General features: G+C 72.6%; 17 protein-coding genes and 1 riboswitch. Of the genes, 12 read left to right on the plus strand and 5 right to left on the minus strand.

All coding sequences use genetic code 11. From position 1 onward, the window contains the following. Window positions 1–2: 2 nt before the first annotated feature. A complete protein-coding gene (locus tag ABZ956_RS20525; protein WP_361895363.1) occupies window positions 3–1,064 on the plus strand; it encodes an ABC transporter substrate-binding protein in 1,062 nt (353 codons plus the stop codon). Between the two features lie 28 nt (window positions 1,065–1,092). Here ABZ956_RS20525 and ABZ956_RS20530 read toward each other — a convergent pair whose 3' ends face one another. Then, window positions 1,093–1,998 carry a sucrase ferredoxin gene (locus ABZ956_RS20530; RefSeq protein WP_361895366.1) on the minus strand — a complete coding sequence of 302 codons (906 nt, stop codon included), beginning with the start codon at window positions 1,996–1,998 and terminating at the stop codon, window positions 1,093–1,095. A 150-nt stretch (window positions 1,999–2,148) separates the two neighbouring features. On the opposite strand from ABZ956_RS20530, the gene ABZ956_RS20535 reads away from it, so the two are divergent. After that, complete coding sequence (locus ABZ956_RS20535) at window positions 2,149–3,192, plus strand: GTP-binding protein (RefSeq protein ID WP_361895369.1); 1,044 nt, start codon at window positions 2,149–2,151, stop codon at window positions 3,190–3,192. Window positions 3,193–3,235: 43 nt separating this feature from the next. Here ABZ956_RS20535 and ABZ956_RS20540 read toward each other — a convergent pair whose 3' ends face one another. Next, window positions 3,236–5,695: a DNA topoisomerase IV subunit A gene (locus ABZ956_RS20540; protein WP_361895371.1), complete on the minus strand. Its 2,460-nt coding sequence runs from the start codon at window positions 5,693–5,695 to the stop codon at window positions 3,236–3,238. Between the two features lie 222 nt (window positions 5,696–5,917). Between ABZ956_RS20540 and ABZ956_RS20545 the strand changes: the two genes are divergently transcribed. The 4 genes from ABZ956_RS20545 (at window position 5,918) to ABZ956_RS20560 (ending at window position 10,795) form a co-directional block, all read left to right on the plus strand. Beyond that, entirely contained in the window at window positions 5,918–7,264 is a 1,347-nt protein-coding gene (locus tag ABZ956_RS20545; protein ID WP_361895518.1) for a pitrilysin family protein, read from the plus strand. Between the two features lie 35 nt (window positions 7,265–7,299). Next, window positions 7,300–8,676, plus strand: a complete 1,377-nt coding sequence (locus ABZ956_RS20550) for a pitrilysin family protein (RefSeq protein WP_361895520.1) — start codon at window positions 7,300–7,302, stop codon at window positions 8,674–8,676. A 247-nt stretch (window positions 8,677–8,923) separates the two neighbouring features. Further along, window positions 8,924–9,078, plus strand: a riboswitch (cyclic di-AMP (ydaO/yuaA leader). Between the two features lie 11 nt (window positions 9,079–9,089). Further along, window positions 9,090–9,875, plus strand: coding sequence for a peptidoglycan DD-metalloendopeptidase family protein (locus ABZ956_RS20555; RefSeq protein ID WP_361895374.1), 786 nt, complete (start codon window positions 9,090–9,092; stop codon window positions 9,873–9,875). 239 nt (window positions 9,876–10,114) lie between these two features. Continuing rightward, window positions 10,115–10,795: a GntR family transcriptional regulator gene (locus ABZ956_RS20560; protein WP_361895523.1), complete on the plus strand. Its 681-nt coding sequence runs from the start codon at window positions 10,115–10,117 to the stop codon at window positions 10,793–10,795. 156 nt (window positions 10,796–10,951) lie between these two features. Here the strand turns inward: ABZ956_RS20560 and ABZ956_RS20565 are convergent, their stop codons facing one another. Next, on the minus strand, window positions 10,952–11,233 hold the full coding sequence (locus ABZ956_RS20565) for an HPr family phosphocarrier protein (RefSeq protein ID WP_071964671.1): 282 nt from the start codon (window positions 11,231–11,233) through the stop codon (window positions 10,952–10,954). A gap of 161 nt (window positions 11,234–11,394) precedes the next feature. Here ABZ956_RS20565 and ABZ956_RS20570 point away from each other — a divergent pair, with 161 nt between their 5' ends. Genes ABZ956_RS20570 through ABZ956_RS20585 form a run of 4 tightly spaced genes read left to right on the plus strand, consistent with a single transcriptional unit; the run spans window position 11,395 to window position 16,777 of the window. Next, entirely contained in the window at window positions 11,395–14,172 is a 2,778-nt protein-coding gene (locus ABZ956_RS20570) for a GNAT family N-acetyltransferase (protein WP_361895377.1), read from the plus strand. Window positions 14,173–14,229: 57 nt separating this feature from the next. Then, window positions 14,230–14,826 carry a DUF5998 family protein gene (locus tag ABZ956_RS20575; protein ID WP_361895379.1) on the plus strand — a complete coding sequence of 199 codons (597 nt, stop codon included), beginning with the start codon at window positions 14,230–14,232 and terminating at the stop codon, window positions 14,824–14,826. Further along, on the plus strand, window positions 14,826–16,046 hold the full coding sequence (locus tag ABZ956_RS20580) for a nucleotide pyrophosphatase/phosphodiesterase family protein (RefSeq protein WP_361895382.1): 1,221 nt from the start codon (window positions 14,826–14,828) through the stop codon (window positions 16,044–16,046). The genes ABZ956_RS20575 and ABZ956_RS20580 overlap by 1 nt, the downstream gene beginning before the upstream one ends. A gap of 59 nt (window positions 16,047–16,105) precedes the next feature. Next, a complete protein-coding gene (locus tag ABZ956_RS20585; RefSeq protein WP_361895384.1) occupies window positions 16,106–16,777 on the plus strand; it encodes a thymidine kinase in 672 nt (223 codons plus the stop codon). Here the strand turns inward: ABZ956_RS20585 and ABZ956_RS20590 are convergent. Further along, window positions 16,774–17,580 (minus strand): VOC family protein, encoded by an 807-nt coding sequence (locus ABZ956_RS20590; protein ID WP_361895387.1) that lies wholly within the window; start codon window positions 17,578–17,580, stop codon window positions 16,774–16,776. The two genes, ABZ956_RS20585 and ABZ956_RS20590, sit on opposite strands and share 4 nt — an antisense overlap. A gap of 269 nt (window positions 17,581–17,849) precedes the next feature. Here ABZ956_RS20590 and ABZ956_RS20595 point away from each other — a divergent pair, with 269 nt between their 5' ends. After that, window positions 17,850–18,686 carry a sulfurtransferase gene (locus ABZ956_RS20595; RefSeq protein WP_361895390.1) on the plus strand — a complete coding sequence of 279 codons (837 nt, stop codon included), beginning with the start codon at window positions 17,850–17,852 and terminating at the stop codon, window positions 18,684–18,686. Between the two features lie 77 nt (window positions 18,687–18,763). Here ABZ956_RS20595 and sepH read toward each other — a convergent pair whose 3' ends face one another. Then, on the minus strand, window positions 18,764–19,861 hold the full coding sequence (gene sepH, locus ABZ956_RS20600) for a septation protein SepH (RefSeq protein WP_361895393.1): 1,098 nt from the start codon (window positions 19,859–19,861) through the stop codon (window positions 18,764–18,766). A gap of 426 nt (window positions 19,862–20,287) precedes the next feature. Between sepH and ABZ956_RS20605 the strand changes: the two genes are divergently transcribed. Beyond that, a complete protein-coding gene (locus ABZ956_RS20605) occupies window positions 20,288–21,220 on the plus strand; it encodes a hypothetical protein (RefSeq protein WP_361895396.1) in 933 nt (310 codons plus the stop codon). Window positions 21,221–21,230 lie beyond the last annotated feature (10 nt).

Here is a 21,230-nt window from a genome sequence, read left to right on the forward strand (position 1 = left end):
TCATGCGTACGTTCGGCAAGATCGCCAAGGTCTCCGCAATGGCCGTCGCGGGGGTGATGTGCCTGTCCCTCTCCGGATGCGCCGACGACTCCTCGGCCGGCAACGCGGGGAGCGAATCGCTCGAGGGCGACACCGTCAAGATCATGGTCGGCGGCCTGGACAAGGTCATCTACCTGCCCGCGGTGCTCACCCAGCGACTGGGCTACTTCGAGAAGGAAGGCGTGCGGGTCAAGCTCCTGAGCGAGCCCGCGGGCGTGCAGGCCACCACCGCGCTGGTCTCCGGCGACGTCCAGGGAGTCGTCGGCTTCTACGACCACACGCTCGACCTGCAGGTCAAGGGCAAGCAGGTGGAGTCCGTGGTCCAGCTGGCCCAGACGCCGGGCGAGGTGGAGATCGTCTCCAAGCAGGCCGCGTCCGGCCTCGCCTCGCCCAAGGACTTCAAGGGCAAGAAGCTCGGCGTCACCGGGCTCGGCTCCTCCACCGACTTCCTGACGAAGTACCTGGCGGTCAAGAACGGCGTCCAGGTCAGCGACTTCACGCCCGTCGCCGTCGGCGCCGGCCAGACCTTCATCTCCGCCCTCGAGAAGGGGGCCATCGACGGCGGCATGACCACCGACCCGACCGTCGCCCAGATCCTCGCCAAGGACCTCGGCAAGGTGCTCGTCGACATGCGGACCCCCGAGGGGTCCAGAGCCGCGCTCGGCGGTCTCTACCCCGCGTCGAGCCTGTACATGAACACCGAGTGGGTCAACAGCCACAAGGAGACCGTGCAGAAGCTCGCCAACGCCATGGTCAGGACCCTGAAGTGGATGTCCGAGCACACGCCCGAGGAGATCATGGAGCAGATGCCCGCCGACTACGCCAAGGGCGGCAAGGAGCTCTACGCGAAGGCCATCGAGAACACCCTGCCCATGTTCACCAAGGACGGCGTGATGCCCGCCGACGGGCCCAAGACGGTCCTGGAGGTCCTCAAGTCCTTCAACCCCAACCTCAAGAGCGCCTCGGTGGACCTCGGCAAGACCTACACCACCGAGTTCGTGAAGAACGTGAAGAAGAAGGGCTGACGGCTCCGCGGGCCGCGGAGCCCGCGGTTCACGACAGTGCGGTGATGGCGGACACGTCCATGCGGGAGGGCGTACCGAGCGCCATGCCACAGGTCTCGGGGCGGGGCGGCTCCGCCGCGCCCTGGCCGACCTCGACCCGCCAGGCACGCCCGTCGGTGTGCGAGACGGTCACCGTCCAGCGGGGCGCCGCTCCCTCGGTCGCGGTGACGTCCAGGGCGTCCGCGCCCTCCTCGCCGGTCAGGGCCCGCACCGCCAGCTCGGCGGCCTGGCCGGGGCGCTCCCACGCCGAGCGGCCCCGGCAGTTGGCGGTGGCGACGCGGCCGTCGCGCGCCGCCTCCAGCGCCTCCTTGACGGCCTGTGCGGTGGCCCGCCCGTAGGTGTAGCCGTAGGGCAGCACGAACAGGGTCGGCGCGAAGCGGTGACCACCTATATGGGTGACCTCCCAGACCTCGTTACCGCCCGCGGCGGCCAGCTCCGCGGCGAGGGGACGCCCCAGGAGCGCACAGCAGCGGTCGCGCTTGCCGTTGGTGCACACCACGGCGAGCGGATCGCCGTCGTACTCCTCCCACAGCCCGGCGTGCTCGCCCGCGCCCAGCGCCGCGAGGTCCAGCTCCAGCAGCGCCGCGGGGTCGGGGAGCACGGTCGTACGGATCCAGGAGCGGCCCGGCGCGGTGTGCGCGACGAAGACCTGCTGCGCGGACGGCCCGTGGCAGTCCGCGTGCCGTCCCGGGCGGCGGATCAGCGCGACGCGTACGCCGGTGCCCGCGGCCGCCCGCTCCAGGGCGCGGCCGACGGCGGGGTCGAGATGGCTGGAGGTGAGGGCGTCGCTGCCCCACGGGCCGGGCTGCTCGATCAGCAGCCACGTCCGCGCGGTCGCGGCGGTGCCGGCCAGCGGCTCGGTCAACAGGCGGGAGGCAGTCGCGCACGTGCTCACGTAGGTAAGCCTAACCTGACCGGTGACGGTGTCGCGCGCGGAACCGCGCCGAGCGGGTGCGGCGGGACGGGCGCCCGGGGCCGGTGGGTCACGCGCCCCTATCCTGGGGCGGGCGAACGACCCGCCCGCCCGACGATGGAGGCGCCTCCCTTGGCCAAGCGACAGATCCCGGTCATCGTCCTCGCCGGCTTTCTGGGCTCCGGCAAGACGACCCTGCTCAACCACCTTCTCGGGCGGAGCGGGGGCAGCCGGATCGGGGCGATCGTCAATGACTTCGGCAGCATCGAGATCGACGCCATGAACGTCGCCGGACAGGTCGACTCCATGGTCTCCCTCGGCAACGGCTGTCTGTGCTGCGCCGTCGACACCAGCGAGCTGGACGGCTTCCTGGACCGGCTGGCCCGCCCGGCGGCCCGGATCGACGTCATCGTCATCGAGGCCAGCGGGCTCGCCGAGCCGCAGGAGATCATCCGGATGATCCTGGCCAGCGACAACAAGGCCATCGTCTACGGCGGCCTGGTCGAGGTGATCGACGCCGCCGAGTACTCCGCCACCCGGGCGCGCCACCCGGAGATCGACCGGCATGTGGCCATCGCCGACCTCGTGGTCCTCAACAAGGCCGACCGGATCGGGGACGAGGCACGCGAGGGCCTCACCGCGACGCTCGCGGAGCTCGCCCCCGGTACGCCCGTCGTGAGCGCGTCCTACGGGCGCGTCGACCCGGACCTGCTGTTCGACCGCAAGCCCCGGGAGGAACGGAACGAGGCGATCCGCCAGCTGTCCTTCGAGGACCTGTGCGCGGGGGACGAGGAGGACGACCACCACGGCCACCTGCACGCCGCGTACGAGAGCGTGGAGTTCATATCCGACGACCCCATGCACCCGCGCCGGCTGATGGAATTCCTCGACAGCAGGCCCGAGGGGCTCTACCGCATCAAGGGCTTCGTCCACTTCGGCGTGGCCGGGCACAGGAACAAGTACGCGGTCCACGCCGTCGGCGACTTCCTGCGCTTCTACCCCTCGCCATGGGCGCGCTCCGAGAAGCGCGCCACCCAGCTCGTCATGATCGGCAGCGGCATCGACGCCCGGTCCCTGCGGGACCGGCTCGACGCCTGCCGGGACACCGACCCGCCCGCCGAGGGGGAGGACGCCGACCACAGCATGTGGGGCGTCCTGCGGTACGCGCAGTCCTGAGCCGGCCGGCGGGCCGGCCCGGACCGCGCACCGGGCCCGCGACCTACACCGGCCCCGCCACCGAGGCCACCGCCTTGGGCAGCGGCGTGCCCGAACCGTCACGGCGCGGGTCGGCCGCCGGCAGCTCGACGGGCGTGCCGTTCGCGGCCGCGGCGCGGGCCGGGGCGGCGCCCGCCCAGGCCAGGACCAGGCAGTCCTCGCCCTTGAGGAACCGCTGGCAGCGCACGCCGCCCGTCGCCCGGCCCTTGCGCGGGTACTGGTCGAACGGCGTCAGCTTCGCCGTCGCCTCCGACGCCGCCCCCGGCAGACCGCCGCGGGCCCCGGCCACCGTGAAGACCACCGCGTCCTCCGCCGGGTCGACGGCCGTGAACGAGATGACCTTGGCGCCGGACGACAGCTTGATGCCCGCCATGCCACCCGCCGGCCGCCCCTGCGGGCGCACCTGGGACGCCTGGTAGCGCAGCAGCTGGGCGTCGTCGGTGACGAAGACCAGGTCCTCCTCGCCCGTCCGCAGCTCGACCGCGCCGACGATCGCGTCGCCGTCCTTGAGGGAGATGACCTCCAACTCGTCCTTGTTGGCCGGATAGTCGGGGACCACGCGCTTGACGACGCCCTGCTCCGTGCCGATCGCCAGGCCCGGCGAGGACTCGTCCAGCGTCGTCAGGCAGACCACCCGCTCGCCGTCCGCCAGGGACAGGAACTCCGGGACCGGGGCGCCACCCGACAGGTTCGGGGCGGCCGCCGTCTCCGGCAGCTGCGGCAGGTCGATCACCCGCAGCCGCAGCAGCCGCCCGGCCGACGTGACCGCGCCCACCTCGCCCAGGGCCGTCGCCGGCACCGCCGAGACGATCACGTCGTGCTTGACGCGCTTGGTCTCGCCCGCCCCCGGCGGGAACGGCTCACCCGTGGCCGTACGGGCCAGCAGCCCGGTGGAGGAGAGCAGCACCCGGCACGGGTCGTCCGCGACCTGCAGCGGAACCGCGGAGGCCGGGGCGCCCGCCGACTCCAGCAGCACCGTGCGCCGGTCGGTGCCGAACTTCTTCGCCACGTCCGCCAGTTCGGACGAGACGAGCTTGCGGAGCTCGGTGTCGGACTCCAGGATCCGGGTGAGCTCCTCGATCTCCTTGTTGAGCTTGTCCCGCTCGGACTCCAGCTCGATCCGGTCGAACTTCGTCAGGCGGCGCAGCGGGGTGTCGAGGATGTACTGCGTCTGCACCTCGGAGAGCGAGAAGCGCTCCACGAGTGACGCCTTCGCCGCCGCCGCGTTCTCACTCGATCGAATGATTCGGATGACCTCGTCGATGTCGACGAGCGCCACCAGCAGACCCTCGACCAGGTGCAGCCGGTCCTGCCGCTTGCCACGCCTGAACTCGCTGCGCCGGCGCACCACCTCGAAGCGGTGGTCGACATAGACCTCCAGCAGCTCCTTGAGGCCCAGCGTCAGCGGCTGGCCGTCCACCAGCGCGACGTTGTTGATGCCGAAGGACTCCTCCATCGGCGTCAGCTTGTACAGCTGCTCCAGCACGGCCTCGGGGTTGAAGCCGTTCTTGATCTCGATGACCAGACGCAGGCCGTGCGAGCGGTCGGTGAGGTCCTTCACATCGGCGATGCCCTGCAGCTTCTTCGCGCCGACCAGGTCCTTGATCTTGGAGATCACCTTCTCCGGGCCGACCGTGAAGGGCAGCTCGGTGACCACCAGGCCCTTGCGGCGGGCGGTCACGCTCTCCACGGCGACGGTGGCCCGGATCTTGAAGGTGCCGCGGCCCGTCTCGTACGCGTCGCGCACCCCGCCCAGGCCGACGATCCGGCCGCCCGTGGGCAGGTCGGGGCCCGGGATGTACTTCATCAGCGTGTCGAGATCGGCGCCCGGGTGCTTGATCAGGTGCCGGGCGGCGGCGATGACCTCGCCGAGGTTGTGCGGCGGCATGTTCGTCGCCATGCCGACCGCGATCCCGGTCGTGCCGTTGACCAGCAGGTTCGGATACGCGGCCGGGAGGGCGACCGGCTCCCGCTCGCTGCCGTCGTAGTTCGGCGCGAAGTCGACGGTGTCCTCGTCGATCGACTCCGTCATCAGCGACGTCGCCGCCGCCATCCGGGCCTCGGTGTACCGCATGGCCGCCGGCGGGTCGTCGTTGCCGAGCGAGCCGAAGTTGCCGTGCCCGTCCACCAGCGGCACCCGCATGGAGAACGGCTGCGCCATGCGCACCAGGGCGTCGTAGATCGAGGCGTCGCCGTGCGGGTGGAGCTTTCCCATCACCTCGCCGACGACCCGGGCGCACTTCACATACGAACGCTCGGGGCGCAGCCCCATGTCGTTCATCTGGAACAGGATGCGGCGCTGGACGGGCTTGAGACCGTCCCGGGCGTCGGGCAGGGCCCGGGAATAGATGACCGAGTAGGCGTACTCGAGGAAGGAGCCCTGCATCTCGTCGACGACGTCGATGTCGAGGATGCGCTCCTCGAACTCTTCCGGCGGCGGGGTCTTCGTGCTGCGGCGGGCCATCGCGGCTGCTGCTCCTTCGATCGATTGCCGAGGCGGGTCTGACGCCGACCATTGTGGACCGCTCCACTGACAACCCCTACCGCGACCCGTCCGGGACGGGTACGACCGGTCGGGAACTTCGCCAGATGTCAGCGCGCTTGCATACAGTGACAGCACTGTTCATCACGCGAGTCGTCGCGAGGCACCGCGAGATCTCAAGAGATCGAAGGGACGTACATGCCCATGGGTCACACGGCCACGCAACAGGCCGGTTCCGGCGGCCTGACAGCGACCGAGCACCGCCTGGCCAATGGCCTCCGGGTCGTGCTCTCCGAGGACCATCTGACCCCTGTCGCGGCCGTCTGCCTCTGGTACGACGTCGGCTCGCGGCACGAGGTCAAGGGCCGCACGGGCCTCGCCCACCTCTTCGAGCACCTGATGTTCCAGGGCTCGGCGCAGGTCAAGGGCAATGGCCACTTCGAGCTGGTGCAGGGCGCCGGCGGTTCGCTCAACGGCACCACCAGCTTCGAGCGCACCAATTACTTCGAGACCATGCCGGCCCACCAGGTGGAGCTGGCCCTGTGGCTGGAAGCCGACCGGATGGGCTCGCTGCTCACCGCGCTCGACGACGAGTCCATGGAGAACCAGCGCGACGTCGTCAAGAACGAGCGCCGCCAGCGGTACGACAATGTGCCCTACGGCACAGCCTTCGAGAAGCTGACGGCCATGGCCTACCCCGACGGCCACCCGTACCACCACACGCCGATCGGCTCCATGGCCGACCTGGACGCCGCCTCCCTGGAGGACGCGCGCGCCTTCTTCCGCACGTACTACGCGCCCGGCAACGCCGTGCTCGCGGTCGTCGGCGACATCGACCCCGAGCGGACGCTCGCCTGGATCGAGAAGTACTTCGGGTCCATCCCCTCCCACGACGGCAAGCAGCCCCCGCGCGACGGCTCCCTGCCCGACACCATCGGCGAGGAGCTGCGCCAGGTCCTGCTCGAGGAGGTGCCCTCCCGTGCGCTGATGGCCGCCTACCGCCTCCCGCACGACGGCACCCGCGAGGCCGACGCCGCCGACATCGCCCTGACCATCCTCGGCGGCGGCGAGTCCTCCCGCCTGCACAACCGTCTGGTCCGCCACGACCGCACGGCCGTCGCCGCCGGCTTCGGCCTGCTGCGCCTGGCCGGCGCCCCCTCGCTCGGCTGGCTGGACGTCAAGGCGTCCGGCGGCGTCGAGGTGAGCGCGATCGAGGCCGCCGTCGACGAGGAGCTGGCCCGCTTCGCCGTCGAGGGGCCGACCCCGCAGGAGATGGAGCGCGCCCAGGCCCAGCTGGAGCGCGAGTGGCTGGACCGGCTCGCCACCGTCAGCGGCCGGGCCGATGAACTGTGCCGCTTCGCCGTCCTCTTCGACGACCCGCAGCTCGCCCTGACCGCCGTGCAGCGCGTCCTGGAGGTCACCCCCGAGGAGGTGCAGGCCGTCGCCAAGGCCCGGCTGCACCCCGCCAACCGGGCCGTGCTGGTGTACGAGCCGACCTCACCCCAGTCCGACGGCGACGCCGACCAGAACGAAGAGGAGACGGACCGGTGAGCGACGCCGCATCCGCCAGCACCACCACCGCGACGATGGAATTCCACCCGCAGCCCAAGCCCGGGCAGGCCACCCCCTGGGCGTTCCCGGCCCCCGACCGCAGCCGGCTGTCCAACGGCCTCACCGTGCTGCGCTGCCACCGCCCCGGCCAGCAGGTCGTCGCCGTCGAGATCAGCCTGGCCGCGCCCCTGGAGGCCGAGCCCGAGGGCCTGGACGGGCTGGCCACGATCATGGCGCGTGCCTTCTCCGAGGGCACCGACAAGCTCAGCGCCGAGGACTTCACCGCCGAGCTGGAGCGCTGCGGCGCCACCCTCGACGCGCACGCCGACCACCCCGCCGTGCGCCTGTCCCTGGAGGTCCCGGCCTCCCGGCTGGCCAAGGCCCTCGGCCTGCTCGCCGACGCCCTGCGCGCCCCGGCCTTCCCCGCCGACGAGGTCGAGCGCCTCGTGAACAACCGGCTGGACGAGATCCCGCACGAGCTGGCCAACCCCGCCCGCCGGGCCGCCATGGCGCTGTCCGCCGAGCTCTTCCCGGCCGACTCCCGGCTCTCCCGCCCCCGCCAGGGCAGCGAGGAGACCGTCAAGCGCATCGACGCCGCCGCCGTGCGCGCCTTCTACGAGGACCACGTCCGCCCCGCCACGGCGACGGCCGTGATCGTCGGCGACTTCACCGGCATCGACCTCGACCAGGCCCTCGCCGAGTCCCTCGGCGCCTGGACCGGCTCGAGCGCCGAGCCCCGGCCCGTCCCCGCGGTCACCGCGGACGACACCGGCCGCGTCGTGATCGTGGACCGCCCCGGCGCCGTCCAGACCCAGCTGCTCATCGGCCGCGCGGGACCCGACCGGCACGAGCGCGTCTGGCCCGCCCAGGTGCTGGGCACGTACTGCCTAGGCGGCACCCTCACCTCCCGACTGGACCGCGTCCTGCGCGAGGAGAAGGGCTACACCTACGGCGTCCGCGCCTTCGGCCAGGTGCTGCGCTCGGTGCCCCCGGCCCAGGGCGCCACGGGCACGGGCATGCTCGCCATCAGCGGCTCCGTGGACACCCCCAACACCGGTCCGGCGCTCGAGGACCTGTGGACGGTGCTGCGGACGCTGGCCGCGGAGGGCCTGACGGAGGCCGAGCGTGACGTCGCCGTGCAGAACCTGGTCGGCGTCGCACCGCTGAAGTACGAGACGGCGGCGGCCGTCGCGGGCACCCTCGCCGACCAGGTCGAGCAGTACCTGCCGGACGACTTCCAGGCGCGGCTGTACGAACGCCTGGCGGAGACCGGCACGGTGGAGGCCACGGCGGCCGTCGTCAGCGCGTTCCCGGTCGACCGTATGGTCACCGTCCTCGTCGGTGACGCCGCCGAGATCCTCGAGCCGGTCAAGGCGCTGGGCATCGGCGAGGTGACCGTCATCCCCGCCTGACGGACGGAGCTGCCTGACGGAGGTTCAGCCGCCGTATTCCCGTACTCCGTGCCGGATATGAGCGGACAAGAGAGGCGCGTGAGCCCGATGAGGCACACGCGCCTCCCTTATGTCCAATTTCATGCAGTGGTTGCACGTTGGTCGTGTGGCGTAGGTCATAAAAGCCCCGTTCTGTTTGCCGTTCGAATCCGACGCGGATTAGCGTCAGGGCGGCAGTCCGTCAGATCGGAGCCGCAACCGCGGTCCCGGGCAGCCATCGCCGAGTCCCCGAGGCACCAGCCAAGGGGAGCCGGGGACCCAAACGTCCCTGGGGTGAATCGGGTCCCTTTCACGAGGGAGCCGTAGGAGACCTTCCTGCTCCGAACCCGTCAGCTAACCCGGTAGGCGAGAAGGAAGGAAAGGATCGCCCAGGCATGGGTAAGCACCGTCGTCCGAGTCGAGCCGCGCGTGTCAGCGCCAATGTGGCGGGCATAGCCACCCTCACCGCCGCGGGTGTGGTCGCCGGCGTCGCCGCCCCGGCCTTCGCCTCCACCGACGACGGCCACCGCACCGAGGACACCGGCCTGACCCAGGCCATCGTCATCGGTGACGTCATGGCCGACAACGTCGACGCCCAGGCCGAGACCCAGCGCAGCGCCGCCGACGAGGCCGCCATCCGGCTCCAGGCCGAGGCCACGGCCAAGCAGAAGGCCGCCGAGGCCAAGCAGCGCGCCGAAGAGGCCAAGCGCAAGATCGAGGAGGAGCGCGCCGCCAAGGAGCGCGCCGCCCGCGACGAGGAGCGCAAGCGCCTGGGCACGTACGTGAGCCCGATCGACAGCTCCTACGTCTCCACCTCCTACAAGGCCTCCAGCGGCCTGTGGTCCTCCGGCAGCCACACCGGCATCGACATCCACGCCGAGACCGGCACCTCGGTCCGCTCGGTCGCCGCCGGCACCATCGTCGAGGCCGGCTGGGGCGGCGCGTACGGCAACAACGTCGTCATCAAGCACAACGACGGCACGTACACCCAGTACGCCCACCTGTCGTCCCTCGACGTCTCCGTCGGCCAGACGGTCACCCCGGGCCAGCAGATCGGCCTCTCCGGCGCGACCGGCAACGTCACCGGCCCGCACCTGCACTTCGAGGCCCGCACCGGCGCCACCTACGGCTCCGACATCGACCCGATCGCCTACATGAGCGCCCACGGCGTCAGCCTGTAGAACGCGTCGCGGCACCACTCTTCGCGCAAGGCCCCGGCCCCACGGCCGGGGCCTTCGCGTTTGGCCAAAAGATATCCATGAATCGGCGGACCCATCGGAAATCCCACCCGGTTGCCATAGAGTCACTGAACGGGCGTCAATCGGCCGTGATACACGGGGGTTAAGTCATAAGTCGGAGGTACACCCATGCGGGGCCGTACGTGAACGGCGATGACGAGGTAGTGCACAAGAGGGGCGGTATTTCCGCGCACGCCGTGTGCACGGCGATCCGCGACGACATCGTCTCCGGCACCTTTCCACCCGGCAGCAGGCTCATCGAGGAACTCCTGGCACGCCGTTACGGCGTCTCCCGGGTGCCGGTGCGCGAAGCGCTGCGCACCCTGGCCTCCGAGGGCTTCGTGACCACCCGGCGGCATGCCGGCGCCTGTGTCGCCGAACCCACCGAGCGCGAGGCCGCCGACCTGCTCGACGTCCGCGCCCTGCTGGAGCCGCTGGGCGCCGCCCGGGCCGCCCAGCGGCGTACCGAGGCTCATCTGAAGGTCCTGCGGGGGCTGGTCCGCCTCGGCCAGGAGCGCGCGCGTACGGGCCGCGCCAGTGAATTGCGTCCGCTGGGCGAGTGGTTCGACGAGACCCTCGCCCAGGCGTCCGGCAGCCCCAGCCTGGCGGCGCTCCTCACCCAGCTGCGGCGCAAGATCGCCTGGGTGTACGCGGCCGAGCCGCCGGTCCGGCCGCTGGAGAGCTGGCAGGCGTGCGGGGCGCTGGTGGACGCGGTGGCCCGCGGGGACGCCGAGCGGGCGCGGAACCTGGCCGTCGCCCGGGCCGGCCGTTCGCCCGGGACATTCCGGCAGTGGCGGCCCGCGGACGCGAACCGGATGCCGGGCCCGAAACAATCCGTCAACACGGCGGGCGCGCGTTCTTAACAATGAGCCGCTATCCGTGTGCGAATAGCGGCGGGTAATTCACGGGCATTCCCGCTGACAACGCGGGCGGCGCGGACAACGGGGCCGCGGCTGCCTCGAGTCGGCCGCCGCGGCCCCGTCGCACACACCCGCGGTATACGGAGCGGGCCCGGTGGATCAGACGGTCTCGGGAAGCTCCTCGAGCCCCTCGGCGACCAGCTTGGCCAGACGGTCGAGCGCGGCCTCGGCACCGTCCGCCTCGGTGGCGAGGACGATCTCCTCGCCACCCTGGGCGCCCAGACCCAGCACGGCGAGCATGGACGCGGCGTTGACCGGGTTGCCGTCGGCCTTGGCGATCGTCACCGGGACGCCGGCGGCCGTCGCCGCACGGACGAAGATCGACGCGGGCCGGGCGTGCAGGCCCTCGGCCCAGCCGACGTTTACGCGGCGCTCAACCATGGTGTTGCCCTTCAAGTCGATATTGGTTGTCTAGACCATTGTCGCACGGGGCGCGCGATGCCCCTGCGCGCGACCGCTCAGGCCCGGATGGGGCCGTCCGGCCCGCGACCAGGGGCCGCACGCCACCACCCGCTGTCGGTGGACGGCCTTACGCTGGCCCCATGCAGACGCCGTCCGAGCATGCGTACCCGGCCCACTGGGAAGCCGATGTCGTGCTGCGCGACGGGGGCACCGCCCAGATCCGCCCCATCACGCCCGACGACGCCCAGCGCCTGGTCAGCTTCTACGAACAGGTCTCGGACGAGTCCAAGTACTACCGCTTCTTCGCCCCCTACCCCCGCCTCTCCGACCGGGACGTGCACCGCTTCACCCACCACGACTACGTCGACCGCGTGGGCCTGGCCGCGACCGTCGGCGGCGAATTCATCGCCACCGTCCGCTACGACCGCATCGACGGCCACGGCATGCCCGCCTCCGGCCCGGCCGAGGAGGCCGAGGTCGCCTTCCTCGTCCAGGACGCCCACCAGGGCCGCGGCGTCGCCTCCGCCCTGCTCGAGCACATCGCCGCCGTCGCCCGCGAGCGCTCCATCCGGCGCTTCGCCGCCGAGGTGCTGCCCGCCAACACCAAGATGATCAAAGTCTTCACGGACGCCGGCTACACCCAGAAGCGCAGCTTCGAGGACGGCGTCGTCCGCCTGGAGCTCGACCTCGAACCCACCGACGCCTCCCTCGCCGTCCAGCGCGCCCGCGAACAGCGCGCCGAGGCCCGCTCGGTGCAGCGCCTGCTCGCCCCCGGCTCCCTCGCCGTCGTCGGCACCGGCCGCGAGCCCGGCGGCCTGGGCCGCACCGTGCTGCGCAACGTCCTGGCCGGCGGCTTCACCGGCCGTACGCACGCGGTCAACCGGGCCTTCCCCGAGGACCTTTCGGTGCTCGAGCCCGAGGGCGTCCCCGCCCACCGCTCCGTCCTCGCGATCGAGGACCCCGTGGACCTCGCCGTCATCGCCGTGCCCGCCGAGCAGGTGCCCTCGGTCGTCGCCGACTGCGGCGAACACGGCGTCCAGGGCCTGGTCGTGCTGTCCGCCGGATACGCCGAGAGCGGGGCCGAGGGCCGCGAGCGGCAGCGCGAGCTGGTCCGCCAGGCCCGCTCGTACGGCATGCGCGTCATCGGGCCCAACGCCCTCGGCCTGATCAACACCGCCGACGGCGTCCGGCTCAACGCCTCCCTCTCGCCCGAGCTGCCGGCCGCCGGCCGGGTCGGGCTCTTCAGCCAGTCCGGCGCGATCGGCATCGCCCTGCTGGGCGGGCTCCACCGGCGCGCGGCCGGCCTGGTCGGCATCTCCACGTTCGTCTCCGCCGGCAACCGCGCCGACGTCTCCGGCAACGACTTCCTGCAGTACTGGCACGACGACCCGGACACCGACGTCGCCCTGATGTACCTGGAGTCCATCGGCAATCCCCGGAAGTTCGCCCGCCTGGCGAAGCGCACGGCGGCCCGCAAGCCGCTCGTCGTGGTCAAGGGCGCGCGCCACGGCTCCGCCGCGCCGGCCGGGCACGCCGTGCCCGCCCCGCGCATCCCCGACGCCACCGTCTCCGGCCTGCTGCGGCAGGCCGGCGTCATCCGGGTCGACACGGTCACCGAGCTGACCGACGCGGGCCTGCTCCTCGCCTCCCAGCCGCTGCCGGCCGGCCCCCGCGTCGCCATCCTCGGCAACTCCGCGTCCCTCGCCCTCCTCACCTACGACGCCTGCCTCACCGACGGGCTGCATCCGCTGATGCCGCGCGACCTGACCACCGCCGCCGCACCGCGGGACTTCCGCGCCGCCCTGGCCGAGGCCCTCGCCGACCGGGCCTGCGACGCCGTCGTCGTCACCGCCATCCCCTGGGTCGGCGAGGCCACGGCCGCCGACCTCGCGGACGCCCTCCGCCAGGCGGTCGCCGACGCGCCGGCCGCCAAGCCGGTGGCCGTCGTCCACCTGGAGATCCCCGGCCTCGCCGAGGCCCTCGCCGCCCCGCCCCACCGGCCCCCCACCCCGCCCGGGCCCACGGACGAAACGCCCCCCGCCGTCCGCATCCCCGCCTACCCGGCCGCCGAGCGGGCCGTCCGCGCCCTCGCCGAGGCCGTGCGGTACGCCCAGTGGCGGCGGCAGGCCGCCGACCCCGGCCGGGTGCCCGAGTACGACGACATCGACGAGGCGGGCGCCGCCGCCGACATCGACGTGCTGCTCGAGGCGCACGGCGCGACGGCGCCCCGGGCCGTGACCCTCTCCGCCGCCGACACCCAGCGCCTCCTGGCCCGCTACGGCATCGCCGTGCTGCCCGCGCTGCCCGCCGCCGACCCCGACAGCGCCGTCCGGGCCGCCGGCCGGCTGGGCTACCCGGTCGCCCTCAAGCCCACCGCACCCCACCTGCGCCACCGCGCCGACCTCGGCGGAGTCCGCCTCGACCTCGGCGGCGAAGCCGAACTGCGCAGTGCCTACGCCGAGTTGACCGAGCTGCTCGGCAAGCCCGAGGAGATCCGCCTCGTCGTGCAGTCGATGGCCCCCCGCGGCGTCGACACCGTCGTCCGGGCCACCATCGACCCGGCCGCCGGAGCCGTGCTGTCCTTCGGGCTGGCCGGCGCCCCGTCCCTGCTGCTCGGCGACACCGCCCACCGCCTCGTACCGGCCACCGACCGGGACGCCGCCGAGCTCATCCGCTCGATCCGCACCGCGCCCCTGCTGTTCGGCTGGCGCGGCTCCACGCCCGTCGACACCCCCGCCCTGGAGGAGCTGCTGCTGCGGGTGTCCCGGCTGGTCGACGATCACCCCGAGGTCGTGGGCGCCGACCTCGAGCCGGTGATCGTCGCCCAGCACGGCGTGCACGTCCTGGGCGCCTCCATACGGCTCGCCCCACCGCCGGCCCGCACCGACCTCGGCCCGCGCAGCCTGCCCCCGTACTGAGCGCCCCGCCCGGGGATCGGCGGCAGACGGGCCCCGTACGCCCCGTAGGATGGGCGTATGGCGAAGACCGGTACGACGACCCAGGGGCTGCGCGCGGCCATCGAGCGCAGCGGCTACTACCCGGCCCTCGTGGCCGAGGCGGTGGAGGCCGCCGTGGGCGGGGAGCCGGTCGTGTCGTACCTGGTGCACCAGGAGACGACGTTCGACTCCAACGAGGTGCGCCGCCATGTGACGGTCCTCGTCCTGACCGGCACCCGATTCATCGTCAGCCACACCGACGAGCAGGCCGCCGACGGCACGTCGCCGTCCCCGTACGCCACCACCTCCACCGAGTCGGTCAAGCTCGACCGCATCTCCTCGGTCGTGCTCAGCCGCGTCGTCGCCAACCCCGAGGCGTACACCCCGGGCACCCTGCCCCGCGAGGTCGTCCTGACCATCGGCTGGGGCGCGGTCTCCCGCATCGACCTGGAGCCCGCCGCCTGCGGCGACCCCAACTGCGACGCCGACCACGGCTACACCGGCTCCTCCACGGCCGACGACCTGAGCCTGCGCGTCAGCGAGGCCGGCGACGGCCCGGACACCGTGCGGCAGACCCTCGCCTTCGCCCAGGCGCTCTCCGAAGCCACCGCGGCCACGGCGGCGACCACCCGCTGATGACCGGATACCCCCCGGGCCCCACGGCCGCAGGCTCCGCCTGGCACGATCCGGCCCCGCTCGACCCCCGCTCCGCCCCGCTGCCCCGCTACGGCACCGGCTCGCTCGCCGACCTGCTGCCCACGGTCGCGGCGGGCATGGGCGTGCCCGGGCTCGGCTCCGGCATGGAGCTGGCGCCCGCCGACCGCGTGTGCGTCTTCCTGATCGACGGCCTGGGCTGGGAGCTGCTGCGCGCCCACCCCGCCGAGGCACCGTTCCTGCACTCCCTGCTGCCGAGCTCGATGAACGGCACCGGCGCCCCCATGACCGCGGGCTTCCCCTCGACCACGGCGACCTCCCTCGCCTCGGTCGGCACGGGCCTGCCGCCCGGCGCCCACGGCCTGGCCGGCTACACCGTGGCCGACCCCGCCACCGGGCAGCTGATGAACCAGCTGCGCTGGCGCCCGTGGACCGATCCGCACGCCTGGCAGCCCTACCCGACCGTCTTCCAGCTCGCGGACGCCGCCGGGGTCGCCACCTGCCAGGTCTCGGCCCCCGACTTCCAGCACACCCCGCTGACCAAGGTCGCGCTGAGCGGCGGCACCTTCCACGGCCGGCTCTCCGGCGAGGAACGGATGGACCTGGCCGCCGACCGGCTCGGCGCCGCCGACCGCTCCCTCGTCTACACCTACTACAGCGAGGTCGACGGCAAGGGCCACCGCTTCGGCGTGGACTCCGAGGAGTGGCGCGGCCAGCTGATGTACGTGGACCTGCTCGCCCAGCGCCTGGCCGAGCAGCTGCCGCCGCGCTCCGCCCTGTACGTCACCGCCGACCACGGCATGATCGACATCCCGTTCGACCCGGAGTCGCGCATCGACTTCGACGAGGACTGGGAGCTGCGCGCCGGCGTCGCGCTCCTGGGCGGCGAGGCCCGGGCCCGGCACGTCTACGCCGTGCCCGGCGCGGCGGCCGATGTGCTGGCCGTGTGGCGTGAGGTGCTCGGCGAGCAGATGTGGGTCGCGGGGCGCGACGAGGCGATCGAGGCCGGCTGGTTCGGCCCGCCCGGCGAGGGCGTCGACGACCGGGTGTACGGGCGCATCGGCGACGTCGTCGCCGCCGCCCGGGACGACGTCGCGATCATCGCCACCGAGACCGAGCCGAACGAGTCGACCATGGTCGGACTGCACGGCTCCATGACGCCCGTCGAGCAGCTCGTGCCGCTCCTCGAAGTCCGCTCCTGACACACCGCCTCGCGCATCTCCCCGACTCCGCCCTACGAACGAAAGGCATTGGCTTTCCCATGCCCGAGCTGGTGTTCTTCTCCGGAACCATGGACTGTGGAAAGAGCACCCTCGCTCTGCAGATCGAGCACAACCGGTCGGCCCGCGGCCTGCAGGGCCTGATCTTCACCCGCAACGACCGCGCGGGCGAGGGCAAGCTGTCCTCCCGGCTCGGCCTGGTCACCGACTCCGTCGAGGCGGGGGAGGGGTTCGACTTCTACGCGCACGTCGTCGGGCACCTCTCGGCGGGCGGCCGCGCCGACTACGTCATCGCGGACGAGGCGCAGTTCCTCACCCCCGAGCAGATAGACCAGCTGGCCCGGATCGTCGACGACCTCGAACTCGACGTCTTCGCCTTCGGCATCACCACCGACTTCCGCACCAAGCTCTTCCCCGGCTCCCAGCGGCTGGTCGAGCTCGCCGACCGCATCGAGGTGCTGCAGGTCGAGGCGCTGTGCTGGTGCGGGGCGCGGGCCACGCACAACGCCCGTACGATCGGCGGACAAATGGTCGTCGAGGGCGCGCAGGTCGTCGTCGGTGACGTCAACCAGCCCGAGACCGTCGTCGGTTACGAGGTGCTGTGCCGCCGCCACCACCGCCGCAGGCTGACGGCCGCCGCCGCCCGTGCCGCCGCGCTGTCGCCCGACGTGCTGCCGGTGGATCCCGAGGAAGGGCTAGACGAGGCGCGCTAACGGCCCGTCCGCCGCAGGGTGAAGGCCGCGCCCTCGGGGTCGGCGACCGTCGCCGCCCGGCCGGCCGGCGTCTCCCGCGGGCCGCTCAGCACACGTCCGCCCAGCTCGGCGACGCGCCGGACGGTGGCGTCCACGTCCGCCACCTCGAAGTACGTCATCCAGTGCGGGTGGAGCAGCGAGGGCCCGGCACCCCGGATCGAGGCGACCGGACGGCCGTCGACGTGCAGCGTGAACACATCGCAGTCCACGGCTCCGGCCACCTTCGTCTCGTAGCCGAAGAGGGCGCGGTAGAACTTCAGCACCGCGGCCGCGTCATGGGTCACCAGTTCGTGCCAGACCGGGGTGCCCTCGGTGCCGGGCGTGCCCGTCGGGCGGGGACCCAGCAGCCGCTTCCCCTGCCAGACGCCGAAGGGCGCCCCCGCCGGGTCCGTGGCCAGCACCAGGCGTCCCGCCTCCTCGGCCGCCAGCGGCCCCACCCCGACCGTGCCACCGGAGCAGCGGATCCACTCCGCGCACACGTCCGCGTCGTCGCTCGCCAGATAGGTGGTCCACGCGTTGGGAAGTTGACGATCGGCCGGCAGCTCGCCGATCCCCGCCACATTGCGGCCGTCGAGCGTGGCTCGGACGTACGGCCCCAACTGGCGTGGACCGGGGCTGTAGTACGTCCAGCCGAACAGACTGCCGTAGAACTCCTTGGTCGCCTCCAGGTCGTGCACCAGGAGACTCGTCCAGCAGGGAGTGCCCGGTGTGTCGTGCCGGGTCTCCTCCTCGCCGGTCTCGGAGGATCCCCATACCTCGGTCATCGTCAGTCGTCTCCTCGGACCCTCGTGGTGGCCGCGCGTCCCGCTCCGGGCGCTCGGGGGGTGGTACAGGGCGGTGCCCGACCAGATGTTTGCACCACCTGTCGTGAGACGCCCCCCGGCCGCGCCGGACTTCCTGGGTTCCCGCAGGAGAATGCCCGCTTTCGCGTTCCGCTTCCCTGCCCGCGTCATTGCCGTCCAGTATCGATCAGCATCGTGGCGTCTGGCCAGGGGGCCGTTCGGCGCAATGCCGACTACGCCAGGATGGGGGCATGGATGCCATCATCACCGCACAGCAATGGGCGAGCGTGTCGGACGGCGAACGACCGCCGACGCTCCTTGACGTTCGCTACCGGCCCGGGGGCCCGCCCGGCCTGCCGCAGTACGAGGCCGGGCACCTGCCCGGCGCGGTCTACGTGGACCTGGAGAGCGCGCTCGCCGCTCCCGCGGGGCCGAAGGGCCGTCACCCGCTGCCGGACGACGCGGTGTTCGGCGCGGCGATGCGGCGTGCCGGGGTCCGCTTTGACCACCCGGTCGTCGTCTACGACGACGGGCTGGGCTGGGCCGCCGCCCGCGCCTGGTGGATGCTGCGCTGGGCGGGCCACCCGGACGTACGGGTCCTCGACGGCGGGCTCGCCGCGTGGACGGCGTCGGGCGGGCGGTTGACGCCGGAGGTGCCGCCCGTGACGGAGGGCGACTTCGTCCCGGCCCCGGGGGCGCTGCCGCTGCTCGACGCGGACGGCGCTGCCGAACTGGCGCGCCGGGGGCTGCTGCTGGACGCCCGGGCGGGGGAGCGGTACCGGGGCGAGGTCGAGCCGCTCGACGCGGTGGCCGGGCACATCCCCGGGGCCGTCTCCGCGCCCACGACCGACAATGTGACCGCGGACGGGTGCTTCCTGCCCGCCGGGGAGCTCGCGGCGCGGTTCGCCGGCCTGGGCGCGTCGGACGGTGTCGAGGTGGGCGTCTACTGCGGCTCGGGGGTCTCCGCGGCGCACGAGGTGCTGGCGCTGGCGATCGCGGGCATTCCGGCGAGCCTGTACGTGGGTTCGTGGAGCGAATGGTCGTCCGATCCGGCACGTCCGGTGGCGACGGGTCCGCAGCCGGGCTGACGGGCTGCCGGAAGAGAACCTCACGCGCCGGACGACTCCCTGGAGCCGTCCGGCGCGTGAGGGCACGTCAGCGCCGGCTAGTCCTGTTTCTTGCGGCGGGTGCCGAAGACGATCTCGTCCCAGCTCGGGACCGCCGCGCGGCGGCCGGGACGGACGCCGTCCGCCTCGGCCTGACGGTCCGTGGTGCCGATGAGGCGGTCGCGGTGGCCCGCCACCGAGCGTGGCATGAGCACATCGGCGTAGGCGGACCCCGCACTGGCCGCAGGGGCCGGCGGTTCCACGGAATCCGCTTCGTCGCCGGGCGTGTCGCAGGACGGGGCGGGGATCGGAGCCGTGGAGGCGGTGTCCGGCACGACCATGTCGCCCCGGAAGCTGGGCACCGCTTCGAGCAGGCTCGTCAGCGAGTCCCGCTCCTTGGCGGGCTCCTCCGCCGGCGCCTCCTCGGAGGACGCCTCCGGATCGGTGGAGGGGGCGGACGTCTGCCGCTCCCGGTCCAGGGAACGGTCCAGCGGCCGGTCGCGCGGCAGCCGTGCGATGCGCGGCACGAACGGGAAACTCGGCTCGGGCGTGTCGTCGGTCTCGCCGATGAGCGCCCGGGCCTCGTCGTCCAGCGCCTGAACGATCCGGCGCGGCGGGTCGTAGGTCCAGCTGGCCGCGCGCGGCTCACCGGCGGCGCGGTAGACGAGCAGGACCTCCCACGTGCCGTCGTCGCGGCGCCAGGAGTCCCACTGGGCGGTGTCCTTGTCGGCACCGCACAGCAGGAGCCGCTCCGCCACGGCCTCGCCGAGCGGCGGGCCGGTGTTCTCGCCGGGCCGGCGTACGGGCGTCTTACGGGCCCGCTCCGCCATAAAGGCGCGCTCGGCGAGGACGGGGCCCTCGAAGCGCCGGACCCGTTCCACGGGAATGCCCGCGAGCTGCGCGACTTCCTCCGCCGACGCACCGGCCCGGATACGGGCCTGGATGTCGCGGGGGCGGAGGTGGCTCTCCACTTCGATCTCGATCTGGCCGAGACGCGCACGATCGTTGCGCACGGCGGCACGCAGCCGCTCGTCGATGGGAAGCGTGTACTCCGTGCTGTCCGCAGCCTTGAGCACCAGCCGTGTGCCGTCGTTGGAGACTGCCACGACACGCAGTTCGGGCATGGGGACCTCCCGGGTGGTGCCTGCCGACGTCACCTGCGTCGCTGCTTCCGCTAGTCGAGTGTGGCCTGCCCGGGTAGCAGCCTGCCACAACATTGCCGAGTTGACGGGGCCAGAGCCGCCCGGGCCCCTCCCGTTGGGTCCGGTTCGTTCCGGGCGGTCCGGACGGGATATTGGGGCCAGGGCTCGTCACAGTACTCCATTCGGGCCACTGGGGGTGGATCGGCGCGCCAGTGAAGTTCACCCACGACAAGGGAGTTGAAATGCGCCCCTTGTGGCGGAGCGCCTACCCGTGGGTGGTGAGGTTCACACAATCGCCTGATTCGGAACTGTTCGTTAGGCTCGAATGTCTCTTCTGACTACAAGAGGTACCGAAGGGACCAACAGGGGCTGGAGATGGACGACAAACCCGAAAGTGAGGCAAAACCCCAGGGTAAGCGGATTGATCTGAGCGTCGCACAAGTGTCCGGTAGTGCACTGGCGGCGGTGATCGCCGCGCTGCTCGCGGGCAAACTCGGTGTATACGGCACGGTCATCGGTGCCGGTGTCGTCAGCGTGGTGGCCACCACGGGTGGCACAGTTTTTCAACACCTGTTCAAACGTACGGGTGAGCAGCTCCGCGATGTGACGGTCCTGCCGGAGACCCGCGCGCGCCAGGTTCCCGTGCGGGACACGGCCGACACGACGCGCGTGCTGCCGAAGGCCGCGGACCGTACGCAACTGCTGCACCAGGCGCCACAGCCGGGAACAAACCCGGCGCAATCCGAGGCGCACGCCGGTGCGTACACCGGCGCACCCGATCACGCGCACTTCCACGGGTATGCCGAGGACTACACGCCGGGCACGACCCACGGCACACGGTTGCGCGGCTGGAAGCGCCCGTTGCTGGCGGCCGGTGCCGTTTTCGTGCTCGCCATGGGCACGGTGACCGCCGTGGAGCTGGTCTCCGGCTCCAGCGCGGACGGCAGCAAGGACGGCACGACCGTCAGCCGGCTGTTCCAGCCGCAGAAGCAGGAGCAGAAGCAGGACCGGGGCCCGTCGCCCTCGCCGGACTCCGGCCACTCCCCGGACGGCGCCGACGAGCGGACGGGCGGAAGTGACGGCCCGTCGCCGTCCCCGGGCGTGTCGCAGGGCGGCGACGCCGGCAAGCAGTCGCCGGACCCCAGGACCTCCCCGTCCTCCGGCAGCGGTTCCTCGCCGTCGCCGGGCCCCGCGACCCCCACGCCCGGCGCGTCGCCCGGCGGGGACAAGGGCGCGGACGACGGCAAGGGCACCACCACCGGCGGCCAGGGCGCGGGCGGCACCGCGGGCGGTCAGTCCGCACCGCCGCCGGGCCAGAACGCGGCGGCGGGCACGGGCGCGGGCACCGGCACGACCACCGGCACGACCACCTGACCGGCCGCCG

Origin of the sequence: Streptomyces sp. NPDC046261, from assembly GCF_040646235.1 — a bacterium.
Lineage (GTDB): Bacteria > Actinomycetota > Actinomycetes > Streptomycetales > Streptomycetaceae > Streptomyces.

Coding starts and splice junctions, on each gene's coding strand:
- ABZ956_RS20525 (WP_361895363.1), top strand. CDS start 3: ATGCGTACGTTCGGCAAGATCGCCAAGGTCTCCGCAATGGCCGTCGCG.
- ABZ956_RS20540 (WP_361895371.1), bottom strand. CDS start 5,695: ATGGCCCGCCGCAGCACGAAGACCCCGCCGCCGGAAGAGTTCGAGGAG.
- ABZ956_RS20545 (WP_361895518.1), top strand. CDS start 5,918: ATGGGTCACACGGCCACGCAACAGGCCGGTTCCGGCGGCCTGACAGCG.
- ABZ956_RS20550 (WP_361895520.1), top strand. CDS start 7,300: ATGGAATTCCACCCGCAGCCCAAGCCCGGGCAGGCCACCCCCTGGGCG.
- ABZ956_RS20555 (WP_361895374.1), top strand. CDS start 9,090: ATGGGTAAGCACCGTCGTCCGAGTCGAGCCGCGCGTGTCAGCGCCAAT.
- ABZ956_RS20565 (WP_071964671.1), bottom strand. CDS start 11,233: ATGGTTGAGCGCCGCGTAAACGTCGGCTGGGCCGAGGGCCTGCACGCC.
- ABZ956_RS20570 (WP_361895377.1), top strand. CDS start 11,395: ATGCAGACGCCGTCCGAGCATGCGTACCCGGCCCACTGGGAAGCCGAT.
- ABZ956_RS20575 (WP_361895379.1), top strand. CDS start 14,230: ATGGCGAAGACCGGTACGACGACCCAGGGGCTGCGCGCGGCCATCGAG.
- ABZ956_RS20580 (WP_361895382.1), top strand. CDS start 14,826: ATGACCGGATACCCCCCGGGCCCCACGGCCGCAGGCTCCGCCTGGCAC.
- ABZ956_RS20585 (WP_361895384.1), top strand. CDS start 16,106: ATGCCCGAGCTGGTGTTCTTCTCCGGAACCATGGACTGTGGAAAGAGC.
- ABZ956_RS20590 (WP_361895387.1), bottom strand. CDS start 17,580: ATGACCGAGGTATGGGGATCCTCCGAGACCGGCGAGGAGGAGACCCGG.
- ABZ956_RS20595 (WP_361895390.1), top strand. CDS start 17,850: ATGGATGCCATCATCACCGCACAGCAATGGGCGAGCGTGTCGGACGGC.